This window comes from Streptomyces sp. NRRL F-5755, assembly GCF_001279365.1.
In the GTDB taxonomy this organism is placed as follows: domain Bacteria; phylum Actinomycetota; class Actinomycetes; order Streptomycetales; family Streptomycetaceae; genus Streptomyces; species Streptomyces rimosus.
This window is the reverse complement of record NZ_LGCW01000267.1, coordinates 1-19,280: the sequence shown is the minus strand read 5'-3', so window position 1 is coordinate 19,280 and position 19,280 is coordinate 1. Positions and strand designations below refer to the sequence as shown.

17 protein-coding genes and 2 pseudogenes are annotated in these 19,280 nt (G+C 70.8%); 12 read left to right on the top strand and 7 right to left on the bottom strand.

Features of this window, described 5'->3' with window-relative positions; genetic code table 11:
• Window positions 1-2: 2 nt before the first annotated feature.
• A complete protein-coding gene (locus ADK86_RS23980; protein ID WP_053698450.1) occupies window positions 3-1,565 on the top strand; it encodes an FAD-dependent oxidoreductase in 1,563 nt (520 codons plus the stop codon).
• Window positions 1,566-1,592: 27 nt separating this feature from the next.
• Here the strand turns inward: ADK86_RS23980 and ADK86_RS44680 are convergent, their stop codons facing one another.
• From ADK86_RS44680 to ADK86_RS23965, 3 genes are all read right to left on the bottom strand, one after another.
• Window positions 1,593-1,856, bottom strand: a complete 264-nt coding sequence (locus tag ADK86_RS44680) for an Lrp/AsnC ligand binding domain-containing protein (protein WP_053698449.1) — start codon at window positions 1,854-1,856, stop codon at window positions 1,593-1,595.
• Entirely contained in the window at window positions 1,739-2,026 is a 288-nt protein-coding gene (locus ADK86_RS44675) for an AsnC family transcriptional regulator (protein WP_420718880.1), read from the bottom strand. The genes ADK86_RS44680 and ADK86_RS44675 overlap by 118 nt, the downstream gene beginning before the upstream one ends.
• Window positions 2,027-2,619: 593 nt before the next feature.
• The gene (locus ADK86_RS23965) at window positions 2,620-2,934 is read right to left on the bottom strand and encodes a single-stranded DNA-binding protein (protein WP_234345994.1); all 315 of its coding nucleotides are present in this window, start codon (window positions 2,932-2,934) and stop codon (window positions 2,620-2,622) included.
• Between the two features lie 462 nt (window positions 2,935-3,396).
• Here ADK86_RS23965 and ADK86_RS23960 point away from each other — a divergent pair, with 462 nt between their 5' ends.
• The 7 genes from ADK86_RS23960 (at window position 3,397) to ADK86_RS41270 (ending at window position 12,637) form a co-directional block, all read left to right on the top strand.
• On the top strand, window positions 3,397-4,236 hold the full coding sequence (locus ADK86_RS23960) for a DUF721 domain-containing protein (protein ID WP_053698447.1): 840 nt from the start codon (window positions 3,397-3,399) through the stop codon (window positions 4,234-4,236).
• 199 nt (window positions 4,237-4,435) lie between these two features.
• Complete coding sequence (locus ADK86_RS45250; protein WP_255304263.1) at window positions 4,436-4,561, top strand: hypothetical protein; 126 nt, start codon at window positions 4,436-4,438, stop codon at window positions 4,559-4,561.
• 23 nt (window positions 4,562-4,584) lie between these two features.
• Window positions 4,585-5,454 (top strand): methyltransferase domain-containing protein, encoded by an 870-nt coding sequence (locus ADK86_RS23955; RefSeq protein ID WP_053698446.1) that lies wholly within the window; start codon window positions 4,585-4,587, stop codon window positions 5,452-5,454.
• A gap of 163 nt (window positions 5,455-5,617) precedes the next feature.
• Window positions 5,618-5,890, top strand: coding sequence for a hypothetical protein (locus ADK86_RS23950; protein WP_053698445.1), 273 nt, complete (start codon window positions 5,618-5,620; stop codon window positions 5,888-5,890).
• Between the two features lie 216 nt (window positions 5,891-6,106).
• Complete coding sequence (locus ADK86_RS23945) at window positions 6,107-9,616, top strand: serine/threonine-protein kinase (RefSeq protein ID WP_234345993.1); 3,510 nt, start codon at window positions 6,107-6,109, stop codon at window positions 9,614-9,616.
• Entirely contained in the window at window positions 9,603-11,003 is a 1,401-nt protein-coding gene (locus ADK86_RS23940) for a phospholipase D-like domain-containing protein (RefSeq protein WP_053698443.1), read from the top strand. Before ADK86_RS23945 ends, ADK86_RS23940 begins: the two co-directional genes overlap by 14 nt.
• Window positions 11,004-11,821: 818 nt before the next feature.
• A complete protein-coding gene (locus ADK86_RS41270) occupies window positions 11,822-12,637 on the top strand; it encodes a hypothetical protein (RefSeq protein ID WP_234345992.1) in 816 nt (271 codons plus the stop codon).
• A 138-nt stretch (window positions 12,638-12,775) separates the two neighbouring features.
• On the opposite strand, the gene ADK86_RS23930 is transcribed toward ADK86_RS41270, so the two are convergent.
• A complete protein-coding gene (locus tag ADK86_RS23930; protein ID WP_053698441.1) occupies window positions 12,776-13,165 on the bottom strand; it encodes a DUF6415 family natural product biosynthesis protein in 390 nt (129 codons plus the stop codon).
• Window positions 13,162-13,491, bottom strand: coding sequence for a DUF6415 family natural product biosynthesis protein (locus ADK86_RS23925; protein ID WP_053698440.1), 330 nt, complete (start codon window positions 13,489-13,491; stop codon window positions 13,162-13,164). Before ADK86_RS23925 ends, ADK86_RS23930 begins: the two co-directional genes overlap by 4 nt.
• Before the next feature lie 249 nt (window positions 13,492-13,740).
• Here ADK86_RS23925 and ADK86_RS23920 point away from each other — a divergent pair, with 249 nt between their 5' ends.
• Both ADK86_RS23920 and ADK86_RS23915 read left to right on the top strand, forming a co-directional pair.
• Complete coding sequence (locus tag ADK86_RS23920) at window positions 13,741-14,985, top strand: hypothetical protein (RefSeq protein ID WP_234345991.1); 1,245 nt, start codon at window positions 13,741-13,743, stop codon at window positions 14,983-14,985.
• Complete coding sequence (locus ADK86_RS23915; RefSeq protein WP_053698439.1) at window positions 14,982-15,530, top strand: GNAT family N-acetyltransferase; 549 nt, start codon at window positions 14,982-14,984, stop codon at window positions 15,528-15,530. The genes ADK86_RS23920 and ADK86_RS23915 overlap by 4 nt, the downstream gene beginning before the upstream one ends.
• On the opposite strand, the gene ADK86_RS44670 is transcribed toward ADK86_RS23915, so the two are convergent.
• Entirely contained in the window at window positions 15,516-16,394 is an 879-nt protein-coding gene (locus ADK86_RS44670; RefSeq protein ID WP_053698438.1) for a DUF4231 domain-containing protein, read from the bottom strand. The genes ADK86_RS23915 and ADK86_RS44670 overlap by 15 nt on opposite strands.
• Window positions 16,395-16,596: 202 nt before the next feature.
• Between ADK86_RS44670 and mobF the strand changes: the two are divergent.
• Window positions 16,597-17,751: pseudogene (gene mobF / locus ADK86_RS44665) on the top strand (MobF family relaxase); the annotation flags it as partial.
• Between the two features lie 550 nt (window positions 17,752-18,301).
• Window positions 18,302-18,559, top strand: coding sequence for an AAA family ATPase (locus tag ADK86_RS45705; protein ID WP_107088549.1), 258 nt, complete (start codon window positions 18,302-18,304; stop codon window positions 18,557-18,559).
• 326 nt (window positions 18,560-18,885) lie between these two features.
• Here the strand turns inward: ADK86_RS45705 and ADK86_RS45700 are convergent.
• Window positions 18,886-19,185 (bottom strand): annotated as a pseudogene (locus ADK86_RS45700) (DUF4158 domain-containing protein); the annotation flags it as partial.
• Between the last annotated feature and the right edge of the window lie 95 nt (window positions 19,186-19,280).

The window sequence follows — 19,280 nt, the reverse complement described above, 5'->3', positions numbered from 1 at the left end:
CCATGGACTATGACGTAGTGGTGGCCGGAGGCGGCCCGGTCGGACTGATGCTGGCCTGCGAGCTGCGGCTCGCAGGCGCGCGGGTGGCCGTCCTGGAGCGCCGCACCGAAGTGGACCCGACGATCAAGGGCGGGGCGATCACCACGCCCAGCGCCGAGGCGCTCTACCGCCGGGGCCTGCTGCCCGCGCTGGCCGAGGTGCAGCGGCAGGCGCTGGACCGCTTCCAGTCGTTCGTGCACGAGCGGAACGGCGGGGACGCAGGCGGGGCTGCGGGCCACGGGCTCGGAATCGTCGGGCACTTCGCCGGGATCATGCTGCGCGCCGACCTGGTCGACCGTACGGAGCCGGGCCTCGGTGACGCCGGACCCGCCGCCGAGATCGCTTTCATCGCGCAGCAGGACATCGAGCGGCTGCTCGGCGGGCGGGCGGACGAGCTCGGCGTCGACGTGCGCCGGGGAGTGGAGCTGACCGGTTTCGACGCGGACGACGCGGCCGTCACCGTGCGGACCAGCCACGGGACCATACGCGCCGGCTGGCTCGTGGGCTGCGACGGCGGCCGCAGCACAGTCCGCAAGCTCGCAGGGTTCGCATTTCCCGGTACGGACCCGGAGATCACCTGTCACCAGGCGGTCGTGGAGATGACCGGCGCCGAGGACCTGAAGGTCGGCTGGACCGTCACGGACACCGGGGTGTACGCCTACGGGCCGATGCCGGGCCGCGTCGTCACCGTGGAGTTCGACGGCCCGCCGGCCGGCCGGGACGCCCCGGTCACCACCGAGGATCTCCAGGCGCGGCTGCGCCGCGTATCCGGCGTGGATGTCACGATCACCGGGGTGCGGACCGCGACCCGCTTCACCGACCACGCCCGCCAGGCCACCGAGTACCGCAAGGGCCGGGTGCTGCTGGCGGGCGACGCGGCACACGTGCACTCCGCGTTCGGGAGCCAGGGGCTGAGCCTGGGGATCGGGGACGCGATGAACCTCGGCTGGAAGCTCGCCGCGGTGATCGGCGGCCGGGCGCCGGAACGGCTGCTGGACACGTATACCTCCGAGCGGCACCCGGTCGGTGCGTGGGTCCTGGACTGGACCCGGTCCCAGGTCGCGGCCATGCGCCCGGACCCGCAGTCCCGGGCCTTGCGCGAGATCGTCAGCGACCTGGCGGGGACAGTCGCGGGCACCACATACCTCACCGCGCGGCTCAACGGTGGCGAAGTGCGGTACGAGCTGCCGGGCGAGCACCCGCTGACCGGCCACAGTACCCCGGACCTCGAACTCACCGACGGCAGCCGCCTCGCGGACCACCTCCACGGCGGCCGGGCGCTCCTGCTCGACCTCACCGACGACGCGGAGCTCCGGGCCCTCGCTGCGGGGTATGCCGACCGCGTCGACACCCTGACAGCCGGCTGCCCGTCCCGCCCGGAACTGGCGGCGGCCCTCGTCCGTCCGGACGGCTTCACGGCCTGGGCAGCCGACGCCGGGGCGGAGGCGCTGACATCGACGGCCGGGCTGGCGGAGGCGCTGGAGCAGTGGTTCGGAGTGCCAGAGGACGCGGTGACGCCGGGCTGATCCGCCGCTCTCGCTTCTTCGCGGTGCCTATCGGGCGGCCGCGGGGTAGGTGAGGCGTTTGACCTCTCGCAGGATGGGGGTGGTCTCAATGGACTGCACACCGGGGAGGATGCCGATGCGGTGGTCCAGGTAGTGGTACAGCTCGTCGGTGTCGCGGAACAGGCCGGTCGCGATCAGGTTGGACGGGCCGGTGGTGACGGCGGCAAAGGGGATTTTCGGGTGGGCGGCCAGGGCGGTTCCGACGGCGCCGAGGTGCCCGAGGGCCACGCGCAGCCAGAAACGTACCTGCATCTGGTATCCGAGGTGCTCCGGGATGAAGTCAACGGCGAGCCGCAGTGCCGCGAGCGCAGGTGGTCGAGCCGCCGGGTGACGCTGGCGGGGGAGCGGCCCGCGGCGCGGGCGAGTTCGGAGACGGTAGCGCGGCCGTCCTTGGCCAGTTCGGCCATGAGCTGCTTGTCCACGGCATCCAGCCCGGCGTCCGCTGCCGGGGTCTGCGGCGGCGCCGGGGGCGGCGCGGTCCGGTTTTCGTCTCCCTGGTGTTCGCGGACCGGGATGTGCCAGGCGTCGGAGGCGCCTTCGAAGGCGTGCAGCAGGCAGTAGGCGCTGACGGAGACGGCCTGGGGGTCTGGGGGAGCTTGTGCAGCAGCAGGGCGTCGCGTTCGCTGGCGGTACGGGTTGCGAACGCGCAGTGCAGCTCGGTGCCGCCGGAGGCGATGCTGCCCCAGGCGGTGTCGGGGCGCCGCGCCAGCGCGTCGGCGATCTTGGCGGAAGCGTCGGGGGTGCAGCTCACGCGCAGCAGCCACCGGGTCGCTCCCGCAGGGTGGCGGCCGGGCACACCGAGGATGCGCAGGCCCATCGTGTGCAGGCGCCGGTAGCGGCGGGCGACGGTGTGTTCGAAGACGCCGACGGCAGCGGCAAGGCGGGCGAACGGCGCCCGTCCGCCACTGCGTGGCCAGGAGGACACGGGGCTGGAAATCATGCCGAACAGGCGTCTTGGGCCTCTCCTCGGCTCAGGGCGGCCGCGAGAGAGGCCCTTCTTGATGCCACCGGAGGTTCAGGAGTGGCTCTCGCTCGGGCTGGCGTCGAGCGCGGCTGCGATGCCTTCGAGGATCCCGACGAGCTCCCCAGCCGGGATCTCGACCACGAAGACCGCACCGGCGTCTTCAGGGTGGCTGAGCAGGTGTTCCTCGCGCCAGAACTCCAGCGTGATCACCAGGCGGTCCTCTTCGCGGAACAGGTAGGCCGTCACATTGTCGGTGGTGGGACCCCAGAGCAGCACCCGAAACCGGCTGCGCAACTGGTAGTCGGCCTCGGACTCGTCGTCCCCCGCGCGCTGCGTGAGACGACGGTGTGTGGCTTCGGCGGACAAGCCGGCGAACGGCAGGGGAGAACCTTCGCCGACCGCAGCCAGGCGGCGGCGTCCAGCACATCGCGGCGAAACTGAGGGACATACGCCATGTTGTCGTCGCAGGTCAGCCACTTTCCAGATGCCCAGAGGTCGACCCGGCACAGTGGGCCTGGCTCGCCGACCTCTGCGGCGAACCTGAGTTTGTCTCCCAGAACCACGTTCATGCCGGTGACCGTCGCAGGTTCAGCCCGTCATGACCAACCGAATACTTCGCGGGGCCGGTCCGGGCGGCGGCTCTACAGCTGGAGCTTCTGGCCGTCCGGTGAATCTCTTCTTGGGTAGCGGCGCCGCCGTTTTGGCCAGGCGAGCCAGGAAAATGACACGGCGCTGGGAATCCAGCAGATGACACGGTGTGAGAAGCCCGGGAACCGTCGAGGTCAGATACGCGGCAGATGACACGGGTCGCGGGAACCTACAGCAGGCGTGAGCGGCAGCGAGGTGTCCGGCGTCGACCTGGCCCGGGTCGCGCTGCGGGCCGCGATGGAGGCAGCCAGGAAGAACGGCGGCGGCCAGAAGGCGAAGACGAAGCCGCGGGCGGTCCGTACGGTGCGCCGGGACGGGCGCGAGCCGATGGGCCTCGGGGCGGCGATCGGCGCGCTGGTCACCGAGCGCGCGTGGGAGCTCCCAGCCGCCGGTGCGACGCTGCGCGAGCGGTGGGCGGCCATCGCCCCCGAGCTCGCCGGGCACGTCGCAGCCGTGTCGTACGACGCCGACACCGGTCAGCTCACCGTGTGCCCGGAGTCGCCGGCCTGGGCAACCAAGGCCCGGCTGGAGCAGACCCGCATCATCGCGGCTGCCAACCAGTCGGCGGGCCGCACAGTCGTCCGCGCCCTGCAGATTCTGGCGCCCGGCACGGTGCCGGTGCCCGAGCCGGCCGACCTCGATCCGGAGCCCGCGGCCGCGCCCGCCGGGCCGCCGCGCACCCGGGAATCCGCCTCGGATGGCTACCGCCGGGCGCTGGCTGCGCACCAGGAGGCGGCCCCGCCGTCCCGCGTGGACCCGGGCATCGCGGAGGCGGTGGAGCGGCAGACCACTGCGATGCGGGAGCTGTCCCGCCGCGCGTTCCCCAGGCCCGACACCGTCCCGGGCGATGCGCCGGCCCCGATGGAGCAGGCCCGCTCCGAGCGCCGCCGCCAGGCCGACGCCTCCCACGCCGCCGCGCTGCGCCGGGCCCGGGCCGAGCGCGCTGCCCGGAAGGGGCAGGCCGCGGACGGTGTGATCGGCAGGGCGGCGAGGGCATCGCAGCTGGGGCGTACGGCTTGAGCCGAGAGAGGCGACGCCGGGCGCGCCCAGGGCATGGCGTTCGACGCGGACACTGGCCGCCTGGACGTCATCCCCGGCGCTCCAGCCTGCGGCGCGAAGCTGCACATGTTGACCGTCGGTGGCTCGGCATTCCTCTGCCAGGGCATGCTCCTCACACCGGCCCCGGCGAGGCCAAGCCGCAGGGGGAAGGGAGTTGGCCGTGGACCGTACGAACGGCAGCAGTGGCGAGCCTCCGCAGGAGGAAGAGGGCGACGTGCCGGACACCGGCCAGGGCACCGACAACGGCCACGAGCCGGATGAGGACCCGGGCCTGCCCAGCAGTTAGCCACCTCAAAGGAGGGGAGGGCCATGGCGAAGACGGCGGCGGAGCTGCGCCGGCAGTGTATGGCCACGATCGACACATACAGGGGCGGCTACTTCCACGACCGCCCGTGGCTGCGTACCGCCTTCGCCGCCACTCCACGGGAGCACTTCGCCCCGGACCGGGTGTGGTGGCACCGGCGCGCCGAGGACGGCCGCTACCCGGTCCTCGACCGCCAGGCCGATCCGGACCGGTGGCTGGAGGCGGTCTACACGGCCGATGCGGCCCTGATCACGCAGATCGCCGACGGGGCCGTACGCGTCGAGGACGGCCCCACCACCTCCAGCGACTTCACCTCGTCGCTCTCCTGTCCGCTGGTCGTCGTCGACATGCTCCACCACCTCGACCCGCAGCCCGAGGAGGCGGTGTTGGAGATCGGCACCGGCACCGGCTATAGCACAGCGCTGCTCGCGGCACGCATCGGCGCCCGCAACATCACGACCGTGGAGATCGACGCGACGATCGCCCAGCGGGCACGCGACAAGCTGAACGAGCTGGGCCTGGCCCCGGCCGTCGTCGTCGGCGACGGGGAACAGGGCCACCGGGCCCGCGCCCCGTATGACCGGCTGATCTCCACGGCCGCCGTCCAGCGCATCCCCCCGGCCTGGCTGGACCAGATGAGCGCGGGCGGCACGATCCTCACGCCGCTCGCGACGCCGTTCGGTTCGGACGCGCTGGCTTTGCTGCGCTGCGACGGCCATGGCTCCGCCGAGGGCCATCTGGTGGCTGCCGTGAACTTCATGCCGGTACGCGGCCAGCGCGGACACCGCCGGTGGCGCGACCTCGGCTGGTTCCGCTTTCCGGACCTGCACATCACCGCCGACCACGACGGTCAGGACATCCGCATGCAGAAGTGACCTTTGACGTGGCTGCCCTACGGCCAGTCGCCACCGGAAGGATGGGCTGCAGTCCGCATAGCGTGGCTGGAACGCACCGCATGGCACGGTTTCACGATTTGCGGGGGGGGGATGGTCCGCCGTCCCGGCACACTGGGGGAGCGACGACGACAGGAGGTGCCGAATGAGCAACCAGCCGCCGCCGGAGCTGCCGCCCGAGGACGGGCCCAGCATCACCGCGCACGTCACGGCCACGGGCGCCACCGCGGACTACCTGCGCCGGCTCGCTGCGGTCACCGGCCAGTCCCCGGAAGCGGTCACCATCCAGTGGGCCGCCGGCCAGGTCGTGGTCCCCGACACGGCACTCGGCGGCGACCCGGCCGTACCCGACTGGCCGACCCTGTTCGACGGACCGCCGGACCTGTCCGAACACACCCACGCGTACCTGCGCCGATGACCACTCCTCCGCCGGGGCGCTGTGGATCTCGTCCGTCTCCCCGGGCTCCCTTGACAGTGCGATGTCTCTTGCGCAGCAGCTTCGAGTGCAGGCGCGGGGAGTACGGGAGATGCGCGGCGGAGTCGCTGGCTCTGCCCTTCCTCTGAGGGGCGTCCGTCGTGTGTCTTGGGACTGAGCTGGGGAGCCCGACCGGTTTGCGTCAGGTCTGGTTGTTTCTTGGCCAAAGAGCTGGTGGCGGCGCTGTGCACTGCAAAGATGAATACTTTGCGGCGAGATGCGCTGGCAGCAGCGTTGAGCAGGGAGCAGTGGGTGGGGACGACGATCAACGGCCGGTTTTTGTTGCTCCCCCAGGCGGCGCGCCTCGGTGGCCTGTCCGAGGTCCGCAAGGCTGTTGACGTCACCAGCGCTGACGGTGACCACGTGGCCGTCAAGCTGATCAGGCAGCGTGACGATGCCGTCAGCCAGATCTTCCTGGAACGCGAAACCTCGGCCCTCAAGTCCTTGGACCACCCGCACATTGTGCGAATGCTCGATTCCGGCTGGGACGCCGAACTGGAGCGGTACTTCATCGCGCTGGAGTGGGTCGAGCGCAGTCTGAAGGATGAGCTGGAGGACGGCCGCCCCCTCGACTGGCCGGCCTACTTCAGCCGCATCGGCGGGCCGCTGGCCTACGCGCACGATCAGCAGATCGAGCACCGCGACCTGAAGCCGGGCAACGTGCTGCTGACAGCGGACGGTACGGTCAAGCTCGCCGACTTCGGGATCGCCAAGCTTCTGGCCAAGGCCGCGGTCGCCACGGACCAGACGGTCGCGGACTTCCGTTCCACTTTGTATGCCCCTCCGGAGCACAGCGACGCGGTCCCCTACGTCCGCGACGTCTACGCGTTCGCGGTCCTCGCCATCCAGCCGCTCTCCCGCAACCAGGCGCGCGACTATCCCGACCTGGTGCCCGTGCTCGACCAGCTCGAGCTGGAGCCGGCGATCCGCGACATCCTGAAGTCCTGCATCGACTACGACCCGCAGAAGCGGCCGGCGAACGCCAGCGTGCTGGAGCACCAGCTCCTGGAGGCGCAGCGGGTGTGCGGCAACCGCGATGCCCGCCGCCGCAACGCACTCTGGCTGAAGATGACCCGCCCTGCGGCGGAGCGGCTGAACGGCACACCCGCTGTGGACGAGTCCCACTGGGACCAAGCGAAAAGCGCTGTCCTGGCAGACATCTCCGGCACCGTCCATGTGGACTACGGCTACAACCAGCAGACCCGGGAGATTGACACCACCACGGTGCGCGTCTTTGGCCGGACGTTGTTTCTGCGGCTGGTCAACGATGAGGCGCACCGGGACCGGTGTGTGATCGTTTCTGCGGAGGCGCGGGCGGAGGAATGGCTGGCCCGGCGCCGCGAATCCGCTCTCAAGCTTGATCCTGTCCTGACATGGACCTTCGACGATCCGGGGGAGGACCCGGCGTACGAGGGGCTCACGATGCTCCTGGACCACCTCGACGCCCACCTGGACGCGCGCGAGGAGAAGGCCAGGGCCCACCGGAGCCACCAGCTCGGGGATCTGTTCGCCGGGTGGCGGCGAGTCCTGGAGGCCCGCGAAGAAGTCGCGGCTCAGGGGCGGCAGCCGATCGAGTTCGAGCGGATGAACGGAGCCGGGCGCACCCGCATCTTTCACCTGGCCTCGCCGGGCCACACGGTGGAGGTCGGCGAAGAGTGGTCGGTGGCGGAGTACCCCTACAGCCGGCCGATCGACCGCGGTGAGGTGACCAGCCAGACCGACGACACCATCGTGCTGCGCATGACGCGGCCCACGGCCATGCTGCCGTCCCGGGGCGTGCTGCTGCCGTTCCTCGGCCCGAGCCACAGCGCCATCAACCGCCAGCGGGACGCCCTTGGCGCTGTCACTGCCGGCCAGACGGCCAACCCGCTCCTGCGGACGTTCATCGACGATCCCGCCAGCATTCCCGCACGCCCGCCTGCCGAGGTCACCACCTGGTTCCGCACCGACCTCGACACCAGCAAGCGGGACGTCGTCGCCCATGCCCTGGGTACGCAGGACCTGCTGCTCGTCGAAGGCCCCCCGGGCACCGGCAAGACCACCGTGATCGCCGAAATCGTCGAGCAGATCCTCACCCAGCAACCGCGCGCCCGCATCCTGATCGTCAGCCAGACGCACATCGCGATCGACAACGCTCTCAAACGCATCGAAGACGCCGGCATCGACGGCATCGTCCGCCTGGGCCACGTCGATGATCCGCGGGTCACCAAGAGCGCCCAGCCGCTGCTCCTGGACAGAAAAGTCAAGAAGTGGACCCAAGGCGTCCGTGCGCGGGCGGAGAAGTATCTGGACACGGTGGCCACTGCCAGCGGGCTCGAAGCCCACCACCTCAAGGCAGCCCTGGTCCTGGAAGAGATTGCCTCCGTGGCCGCCGACTTGGCGCACGTCAAGGCCCGCCTGGACGACCTGATGACCCAGCCCGTACCGGAGCGCACCACCTCCGCCCGCGAACTGGGTGAGGAAGTCGTCACCGCCCGGGCCCGCCACGAGCAACTGCTCGAACAGCGCGCTGAGCTGTTCGCCGAAGTCCAGACCATGCTCACCGGTGAGCTCACCCTGCGCGAGGACATGAGCGCATCCGATGCCCGCGACGCGGTACAAGTCCTGCTGGCTGAACCCTCCGGCACCGGGCGGGAGATGCTGGACCTGCTGCGCCTGCAGGGCGAATGGCTGCAGCGCATCGGCACCGACCAGAACATGATCAGCGCTTTTCTGCGGACCCGGCATGTCATCGGCGGCACTGCGCTCGGGTTCCTCAGCCACCCAGCGGCACGGGACCTCGAATTCGACCTGTGCATCTTCGACGAGGCATCGAAGGCCACCGCGACCGAAGCCCTGGTGCCGCTGGCCAGGGCCAAACGATGGGTACTGGTCGGTGACACCAATCAGCTCCCGCCCGTCGACGAGGACCTGCTGCGCAACGAGAAGATCATGAACGAGCACCAGCTCATTCCCGAGCTGGTGATGACAACGCTGTTCCAGTACTTTGCGAACTGCACCGACGCGCCGGTCAAGCACCTGCTGCGCGAGCAGTACCGCATGACGCCGGCGATCGGCAATATGATCAGCGCCTGCTTCTACGGCGGGAAGCTGCTGTCGCCCAGCGACCACGCCCTGCCCGGTTACAGCCAGATCCATAAGCCGGTCCTCTGGCTGGACACCAGCGCCCGGCCCGACCGCCGTGAATCCGAACTCACTGCCACCGAGACCAGCATCTCCAACCCGCTGGAGAGCAAGCTGGCCCTGCACCGCCTCAACGTGATCGACCAGGCCATCGGCAAAAAGGTCATCACCGTCCCCCCTGGCAAGCCCCTCGATGTCCTGGTGATCGCCCCCTACGGCCGCCAGGTCGAAGAGCTCAAGCGGCGCCTGGCCTCGGTCAAGTTCAAGCACTTCACTCCGCAGGTCCTGTCCGTCGACGCGGTGCAGGGCCGCGAATGCGACCTCGCCGTGTTCTCCGTGACCCGCAGCAACACCCGCGGCCGCTTCGGTTTCCTGGGCCAGCCCTACTGGCGCCGCATCAACGTCGCCCTCAGCCGCGCCCGCTACGGCCTGGTCATCGTCGGTGACGCCGGCTTCTGCCGCAGCAAACCCGGGGCCCTGCGCGATGTTCTCGACTACATGAGCGGCCACCCGGAGGAATGCGAGATCCGCGATGCCTACCTTTAGCCCCGACAGTCTCCTGGCGGCCCGCTTCCGCAATGCCCGTCCCGGCCATGAGCTGGTCACCATCATCGATGCGGCACTGCCCGTCGCCCTGCTCACTGCCGAAGTCCTCGCCCAGGACAGCAAGCGCCTGCCGCTGATGGACGAGTTTGTGCTGCGGCTGGTCGACCACAACATGACCAGCGGCAACCGCATCTCCGGCACCCTCGGCCTGCCCAAGAGCATGGTGGACCAGACTGTCGCCGGGCTCTTCCGCACGGACGACCTCATGTGGGGGCCGCCGACCGACGACGAGACCCGGTCCCCGGGCCTGCGCCTGACCGCCAAGGGCCGCATCACCGCCCGGGAGGCAGCCGACATCGTCCCGGTGCGTGTCAGCCAGCCCCTGGTCTTCGACCAGATGCTGTGGAAGGCCGCCCCCTACGACCGGCGCACCACCCTGCCGCGCGGCCAGGCCGAAGAAGACGGCATGATCATGCTGCCCGCCGCGCGGTCCGGGCCGGTTGACGACGGCGACATCACCGCCGCCGACATCACCGCCCTGCTCCGCGAGAACGGAACCACCGACCGCGAAGTACTCCAGGTCAAAAGCATCCACCAGACCAAGGCCCGCCGTGTCCTGCCGGTCAAGCTCCTCGTCTACGCCGACCCAGACCGCGCCGACATCCAGCTCGGCGTCGCCGTGGACGGAGAACTCAGCCAGACCCATGACCTCGCCCTGATCGGGCACGGCGGCGCCCAGGCGCTCGACATCACCGTGGCACCGCCCTCCGAGCGCCCTGCCCTGGACCCTGACCTGGAGAAGGCCCGTGTCCCTCTGCAGGAGGTCACCGAGCACCGCGCCGAGCAGGCAGCCTCGCAGCTCGCCTCCGCGGCTCCCAAGCCGGCCCCGCCGGCAGGCGAAGCCGACCGGCCGCTGGCGGACGAGATCCGCGCCATCGGCGTCTTCGAGCACCCGGAGGTCCTTGAAGAGGCCCTCACCCACGCCCGGCGCCGCATCCTGATCATCTCTCCCTGGATCAAGAACGCGATCATCACGACCCCGTTCGTCAGCAAGCTCGAAAACCGCCTCTCCCGCGGGGTGCAGGTGCGCATCGCCTACGGCTACGAAGACAACGACACCAAGACCGACCCGGTAGCGGTACGTAAGCTCACCAACCTCGCCGACCGCTACCACGGCAAGTTCACCTTCACCCGTCTCAAGAGCAGCCACGCCAAGGTCCTCGTGTACGACGACGTCTGGGTGACCACCTCCTTCAACTGGCTCTCCTTCCGGGGCGATCCCGAGCGCACCTACCGGATGGAAGAAGGAAGCCTCGTCCGCAACCGCCAGATCACCGATGCCCAGTACGCCCGCTATCTCCAGTTGATCGACGAACAACGCCGGTAACCGCCTTGGCGGCCCCACCACCGGCCCGGTTGCGGCCACCTGGTTCGCGGACCTGACCGACCCGGACGACGTCGCCGCCGTCACCGGCCAGGTCCGCGCGACGCTGGGCATCGACATCGAGGCCGTCGCCAGTGGCTCCTGGAGCTGACGGAGCGGGGCGAGCTGGAGGAAGCCCCGGTTGCGGCGGCGTCCGCGCTCGCCTTCGCCGCGCTCCAGGCGGTGAAGTGGGCCCCGGCGGGAGTACCGCAGCAGCGCACCGACGCCGGACGACGACCGCCCGTACCGTCTGCCCGTCCGGCAGCGTCACCTCGACCGGGGGCCCGTCGCCCCAGTGCGCCGCCGCTTCGTCGTACTCCCGTACGCCCCGACCTTAAAGCCGCGCGGGTTGCACGCCTTGCCCCTGGTGTGGCGCAGAAGGCGTTCGTGAACGGAGGCGTCGGTGCCGTGGAGAAGATCACGGCACCGACGCGGGAAGGGCGCTTCAGGGAAACGGGCCTCGCGCCCCGTGTGCTACTTGCGCACCTTGCGCACGTGGATGTTCACCCGGACGCCTCCTCCCAGGGATCCGGCACCGATCAGGGCAAGACCCGTTTCCGGGTGGCCGGCCAGGCTGAGGGCCGCGCCGGCGGTGCAGGACAGCGCGGACAGGGTGATCTTGGCCCAGCCGAGGGCGCTCCACTCGCGCGGCCGGTCCGCAGGAACCGCGTCCGGCTTGTGCGGCTCGGCCGACGGCGTCCCGTGCGTCCGCGGGACGGGACGCGAACCGCCTCAAGCAAATGTGCTGGCACCGACAGCCTTCCGGTGACGAGACTGCACCGGTGAACACCCTGCCACCGACGCCCGACCCGCTCCCCCTGCCGGGACGGGACCCGCGCACCCACCACCTCGTTCTCGACTACGCGGACATGCACGCCCTGGTTGCCGACCTGGTGCTGCCCGACGACGCGTCAATGTACGTCATGAGCGCGATGGAAACCTCCCGCGAGCTCATCCGGCACTCCTACTACCGGTACGAATTCGCCACCGTCGCCGTCACACATTCCCTGTTCGCCCTGGAGCACGTCCTCGCCGAGCGTCTGGCCACGCACGAACCGCTCCACGTCCTCATCGAGCGGGCCACCGACGCAGGGCTCATCACGGCCGGACTCGCCGCCGAACTCGACCGCAGCCGACTGCTGCGCGACAAGCTCGCGCAGGGCGCCGAGTCAAGCGCTGCTCTCCGCCCGCTCCGGGCCGTCGCACTGGTGCGTGCCGTTTTCGATGCCGTCTCCCTGCTCCTTCGCCCACCGTCCGCGGCAGAGCCGGCAGCCGCCGACGTGGGCGGAGCACAGCCCGAAGGCAGACTCGCGCGACTGTGGGAGGACCACCTGCGCGCACTGTTCCCCGACGGCTTCCGCGGCGTGGACTTCGACGGCGTGGACCTGGTCCTCCTGGATGCCGATGTCGCCGGCCTTGTGCAGAGGGAACTGAAGGGCGGACTCGACGACAGTGGCATCGCCTACCTCTGGGGCTGCATAGCCGACCTCGACAAGATCATTCCTCTGATCAACGAGGAGTACTGCGTCTCCTACTTCATGAGACTTCGGACGATGGCCCAGGCCGCAGCAGCGCCCTACATACCCACCGCTAGCTGAGCTAATAGCCTCAACAGGCGCTGACCAGTGATGAAGGAAGCCCCGGCGGCCGCAGTCCGTGCAGGCGGTGCGGCGCCGGGGCTTCCGGCCGCCCGGGTCCATGGGGAGGTGCCACCGGGCGGCGGCTTCCGGTGGGTGTCAGGGCGCGGCCGGGGCGGCTGCCAGGCGGTCGAGGCGTTCGTACAGCGCCCGTACGAGCCGGGCCAGGTGCTGCACCCCGGCCACCGTGGCCCGCGGCGGGACCGACAGGCGCCGCCCGGCCTCGCCGAGGACGACCTCGGTCAGGGCCCGCACCTCGCTGTCCGCCGGCAGCACGGCGCAGCGGCGTTGGACGTCACCGGCCAGGGCGCGGGCGTGGACGGCGAGTACATGGGCGATCTGCTCGTAGTCGCGCGGCTGGAGTTCCGGCCCGGGGCCGGGCCAGGCCAGCACCGCCTGGACCAGCGCCAGGTACGGCTCGCGATCGAGCGGCAGCACCTGGGCCGCGAAGCCGTCCGGGCCGTGCGGGGTGGCGGGTGCGGGGATCATCGGTGGGCCTCGCCGTTCAGGGGGACGGTGGCCAGGGCCAGCAGGGCCTGGCACTGAAGGGCCAGCACCTGGACGCTGGTCCAGGCGGCGTCTGCGGAGATGGGCAGGCGGCGGTCGAGCCGGTAGCGCAGGCAGGCCAGACCGGCCACGACCAGGTGCGCGGTCTCGCTGCCGGCCCACACCGAGCGGGTGCGCTGCTCGGCGATCGGCGCGAGCAGTTCGATGTGCCGCGCCGGGGCCTGGCGCTGCTGCCGGGCGGTGCGCAGGCCGGGGACGTAGCGGCGCGGGGCCAGGACGTGGGCGACGGTGGCCTGTATGGCGTCCACGGGGGTGCCAGCGCGTTCTGGGGCCGGGGGTGAGGTTGAGGGCTGGGGGGTGCCGGGAGCGGCGGTCGTGAGCGGCACGGGGGCCTCCAGCGGGGTGCGGGTATCGGTACCCAGCCAACCGCCGTGGCGGCGTGTGCGCCCCGGACGTTTTCCGGGCACTTACCTGCCAGGGACCGGACGGTTTTACCCGCGCGGGCTACCGGGTCCGGACTACCGTCGCGGCCACGCACCACATGGTCGGGGGCCCTGATGACCAGACAGCGCAACGCCACGTTGGAGGCGTTGCTCTTCGAGTACGACTTCAGCCACTCCGGCCTCGCCGACAAGGTCAACGATGTGGTCGGCGAGCTGACCGGCGCACGCGGCCGGTGTACGGACCGGCAGGTGCGCCGCTGGGCTTCGGGGGAGTTCCGGTGGCCGTGCACGACGTATCTTCTGGCGCTGGAACGCATCTTCGGCCGGCCGCCGGAGGCGATCGGGTTCGTGCCGCGCGGGAAGCACAGCGCCGTCCGCCGGTCCGCCCCGACGGCACCTCAGGAGAGGGGAGGCGACGACATGTACCGCCGTACGTTCGTCACCGCGCCTGTGGCCGTCACGGTGGCGCTCGCCCTGGGCCTCGACGACACCCCGGTGCGCGGCCGCCTGGCGATGAGCGACCTGGACCGCATCGACCGGAGCATCGGCCGCCTGGACGCGCACTTCTTCGCCGTCGGCGGCGGCCCGCTGCTGAGCGTGTGCACCGCCTACGTGGAACGGCTGCGCGACGCCCTGGACGGCTGCGTCTACGGCGAGCGCGTCGAGCGGCGGCTGCACGGCGCGATCAGCGGCCTGTACGCGTCGGCCGGGTGGGCCGCCCACGACAGCGGCGAGCCCCGGCAGGCGGGGCTGCTGCACACCGCCTCGCTGCAGAGCGCCCTGCTCGCCGCCGATGCGTCCGCCGTCGCCCGCGCCTGGTCCAACCTCGGCCTGCAGGCCCGCCTGGAGGGCCGGCACCGCGAGGCCGTCCAGATCACCCGGGCCGCCCTCGATGTCCGCCGGGTGCGCCAGGACCCGCGCATCGCCGCCCTGCTGCACGCCCGCCTGGCCATCGGCCGGGCCCGCACCGCCGACCGCGCCGGCGCCGCTCGCTCCCTGCTCGCCGCCGAGCAGGCGTACGACCCCGTCGACGCCGCCGGGCCCGCACCGAGCTGGCTGACGTTCCTGTCCGCGGGCGAGCTGTCCGGGCTGGCGGCCATCGCCCACCAGGCGCTCGGGCACTACCGTCCGGCGCAGGCTGCCACCGTCCAGGCCCTGGCCCTGCTGCCGCCCGCGATGCGCCGCTCCCGTGCCTACTACGGTGTCCAGCTCGCCGAACTGCACCTCGCGCAGGGCGAGCATGAGCAGGCCGCGCACACCGTCGCCGCCCTCCAGCACGCCTCGCTCGACAGCCGCCGCATTGCTGGCCGGCTCGCCGCCGTCCAGCGCACCCTCACCCTCCAGGAGCCCCGCCCGTGACCACTGGGATCGCCATACGGCACTACGACCACCGCCACGCCGCCGAGCTGCGCCCGCTGCTGCTGGAGGTCTACGCCGAGGTGTACGCCGACGCCGCGGCGTCGGATCCGTTCGCCGGCGTCGACCGCTTCGCCCGGGGCCTCGACGGATGGAGCGCGCGCCCCGGCTGGACGTGCGTGGTCGGCTACGACGGCGACCAGGCCGCTGGCTACGCCTACGGCGCCCCGCTGGCGGCCGGCGCCCCGTGGTGGGGCGGCCTGCTGAGCGACGTCGACCCCGCCGTCATCAAGGAGACCGGCAGCCGTACGTACGCGCTCAGCGAGCTGATGGTCCGCACACCGTGGCGCAAGACCGGCGCCGCGAAGCAACTGCACGACGCCCTGCTCGCAGACCGGACCGAAGAGCGCGCCACGCTCCTCGTCGATCAGGACCACCCCAAGGTCCGTTCTCTGTACGAGAGCTGGGGCTGGCACACCCTCGGCGACCTCCGCCCCCGCCTCCCCGGCGCGCCCCTTTTCCACGCCATGCTGCTACCCCTGCGTTGAAGCTGGCGGCGGCGCGGCGGGCGCGGCCTGGTCGGCAGGTTGGTCCAGTTGCTGCTCCCGGCGTCGTTGCTCACTGCGCAACGCCTCGACGCGCTCGATGAACTTGGCAAGCGCTTCATCCTCTTGTGCCTCGCTGAACTGGCGGTACTCGCCGATGCCCAGCATCAGGGCATTCAGCTCCTCCTCGATGGAGTCGGCAGTCTGGCGCAGGAAGTACCCGCGCTCGCGGTAGTTGTAGTAACCGGTGAACGCGGATGCGAGGGTGACGCAGAACCCCAGGCCGACGACGGTGAGCTTCTGCCAGCTCCAGTCCTCCGGGCTGAGGGCGGCGACCGTGGTGACCGCGGTCGAACCAACCATGATCAGTGACTGCAGGCCGTTATGGACGCGACGGTAGTGACGGCTCTCGCCCATGTACCGGGCGATGACCTCCACCGTGTCCTCGCGGTACATGCGGCGGCGCTCCGTCAGTGGTGGATGCGCCCCTGCACTCTTCCGACGGAGTTCCTCGCGCTTGGAGGCCAGCCTGTCGCGCATCCAGGCCAGGCTGTACGCGTATCGGTCCGGCACCGTGTGCGAATCGTCCGAAGCGAAAAAGCCGACATTCAACAGATGATCGAAAGAGATCGCTATGACGCTGAGGATGCCGACGACCAGTGTGGTGACGAGTACGCCCCGGCCCGCCATGAGTACGGATCGGATGTCGGCGAACGCGGAGTTCCATGCGATGAGTGCCGGGATGCTCGCCAGGGCGACGGACAGGGAAACCCTGAACAGGTGAGCGCGTTTCCGCTTCCAGGCGACATCCCGTTCCAGCTCCTGAACCGTCACGCGTAACCCATCGATCTCAGGCACCAGCACCACGCCCCCATCCGTGCTCCCATGCAACCGGTGCACCGAAGTTACCTGTAGGCAGCCAGCAGTCAGAGGGATAACCCAGTTGGTTTCCCGCCTGATGGGAGGCCAGTTGGCCAGCTGCGAATGCAGAGGTACCGTCTAGACCCGGTCGAAGATCAAGTTCGGATAGCACTCCAGGTATCGCCGATATGTGATCTTGGTCCGGGGAATGGATGAACTGCCGCAAAGGGGGCGGGGCTGGGTGGGGTACGCGACGCCGATCCGCGCGCCTGAGCAGGTCGAGTACCGCCTCGCCGACAGCCGCGATCTGCGGTGGGTCGGCAGCGGCCTGAGCGAGTTCGGCCTGACGGCTGGCGTCCCTGTCGACGCGGGTATGGCGCGGGCCCTGATGGACGGCCGTGACCCGAACACCGGCGAGCAGCTGGTGAAGCGCAAGAAGGTCCTGGACCCGCGCGGCAAGGTGGCCGCGCACGTCGTCGTCGACGCCGTACGCGAGCTCGCCGCGGCGGACGGCATGACGGCCGCGGCCTACCTCGGCAACGACCGGCTGGCCGACCGCTTCGCCCGTGCCGAGCGCGGCATCAAGCGCGACGGCGCACACGTCATCCCCGTCGCCGACGCCGAGCGCCTGGCGGCCGCCGGCCTGAACGCCGATGCCCTCTACGGCGCCGACGTCATCGCCGAGGCGAACCGGTGGAAGGGCCACCACGTCGACGTCGGCCTGCGCGGCGTGGACGTCACCGCCGAACTGGTGAAGTCCATCAGCGCCGCGTCCGGACTCGTCGACGCGCAGACCGCGGCCGCCATCGAGGAGGACTTCCTCGACTCCCTCCACGAGGCCGTCACCGAGGTCCTGGAGCCCGCCGCCGCGTACGGCATGGCCGGGCACCACGGCGACGGCGAGCGCGCCGCGCGGGTGGAGTCCTCCGGTCTGATCGGCTGGATCACGCTGCACCGCTCCGCCCGCCCGGTCGACACTGCCTCGCCCGGCGACCCGCACCTGCACGCGCACATCAACCTGGCGCACCTCGTGCACTGCGCGGACGGCGCGTGGCGTGCGCCCGGCGCCGGCGGTGAGGAGTTCCACCGCTACGCGCGCCTGGTCAACGAGGTCGCCGAGGCCCGGCTGCGCGCCAAGCTGATCGAGAAGTACGGCGCCCGCTTCGAGCTGTCCGACAAGGGCGCCTGGGAACTGGTCGGCATCGACCAGCGGGTGCGTACCGCCTTCTCCCGCCGCCATCAGAAGATCGTCGAACTGGTCGGGCGTGAGGCGACCCGCGACCAGCAGAAGGCCGCCGCCCTCAAGAGCGCCGAGGCCAAGGAGGACGTCGGCCCTGCGGCGCCGCGCGAGAACTGGCGCACCCGCGCCGCCGCCGTCCTGGACGGCGAAGAGAACGTCGATGCGATGGTGGCGGCCGCGCTGCCCGGCCCCGGCCCGGACGGCCCCGCACTGCCGGCCGGCTCCGGTCCGCGCATGCCCTCCCCGGAGCAGATCGCCGCGCGCATCTGGGATCCCGAGCACGGCCTGACCGCGGCGAAGAAGTTTGTGACGCACGTGCACGTGCTGGCCGCGGTCGCGGCCGCGGTGCCCTACCTGCGGTCCGCCGAGCAGCTCACCGAGCTGACCGACCAGGTCCTGGCCGTCGACGGGCACGCGGTGCGGCTGCCGGACTCTGGGCGCACCCACTACCTGCACCGCCAGCGCTACACGCACGGCACGGTCATCGAGGCCGAGCGGACCAGCACCGAGGCTGCCAGTGACGGGTTGAACGCCCATCTCGCGCAGCTGACCGCCGAGGCCGCCGAGATGACGATCGCCACCATGGAGCTCGCCAACTCCACCCCCGAGCGCGCCTTCGTCTACTCCGGCCAGCAGCGCGGCGTCATCACCCGGCTGCTGACCGCAGGCCGCGATGGTCGACGACCGCGCCCTGGCCGTGCTCCTTCAGCACGCCCGCCAGACCGGCACGAAGGTCGTGATGGTCGGCGACGAACTGCAGCTGCGCGCCGTCGGCGTGGGCGGCAGCTTCGCCCGCATCCACGACATCGTCGGCGGACTGGCGCTCACCGAGAACCGGCGCCAGCGCGATCTAATCGAGCGCGCCGCGCTGCAGGACTGGCGCGACGGCGCCCGCACCACCGCGCTCGCCGGGTGGGCCGCGTTGATGTAGCGCATGGCGGTCTGCTCCGCGATCCCGAACAGCCGCATCAGCCTGAGAGGATCTGCCGTCTCGGCCGCTTCGTCCAGGATGCGGTCCTGGCGCAGCCCGGACAACGTCAGCCCCTTGGGCGGCACCAGGTGCAGCGTTCCGGGGGAGACAGGTGGCTGGTCGGGGTCGGGAGCGGTTTTCTGGGTGACCAGCAGGTGGGGGTTGGTGGAGGTGGGCCAGCGGCGGTGACGGTAGGTGAGCCAGTCGGCGGTGAGCTGGTGGGTGAGTTCTTCGAGGTAGAGGGTGTGGCGCAGCAGTCCGCGGCACACTTCCAGGGTGCCGTGGGCGAGGCACCCCACCGCCTGGTTGAACAGCGCCACCGACCCCTCGGCGTGCGTCCAGGCCCGCCCGTGCAGGAAAGTGCGGAACCGCCGGCCCCACGCCGGGTCCTCGAACTGGTGGTAGCCGTAGGCGTCCCGGATCTCCCAGGCGTGCTCGTACGCCGTCATCTGCCGCTCGGTGTACCGCTTCACCACCGAGGGGTCCTCCACGCCCAGGTGCTCGGCCACGTACGCGACCACCGACCACGGCACGTCCAGCGGGTCCTCCAGGAACAGCCCCAGGTACCGGACCGTGCTTCTCTGCACTAAGACGTCATTTCATTTGGAGTCGTCGATGGCAGATGAGGGTTGAGGCGATGGCGGTGAAGGCGAGGAAGTGTTCGGGCTTGCGTTCGTAGCGG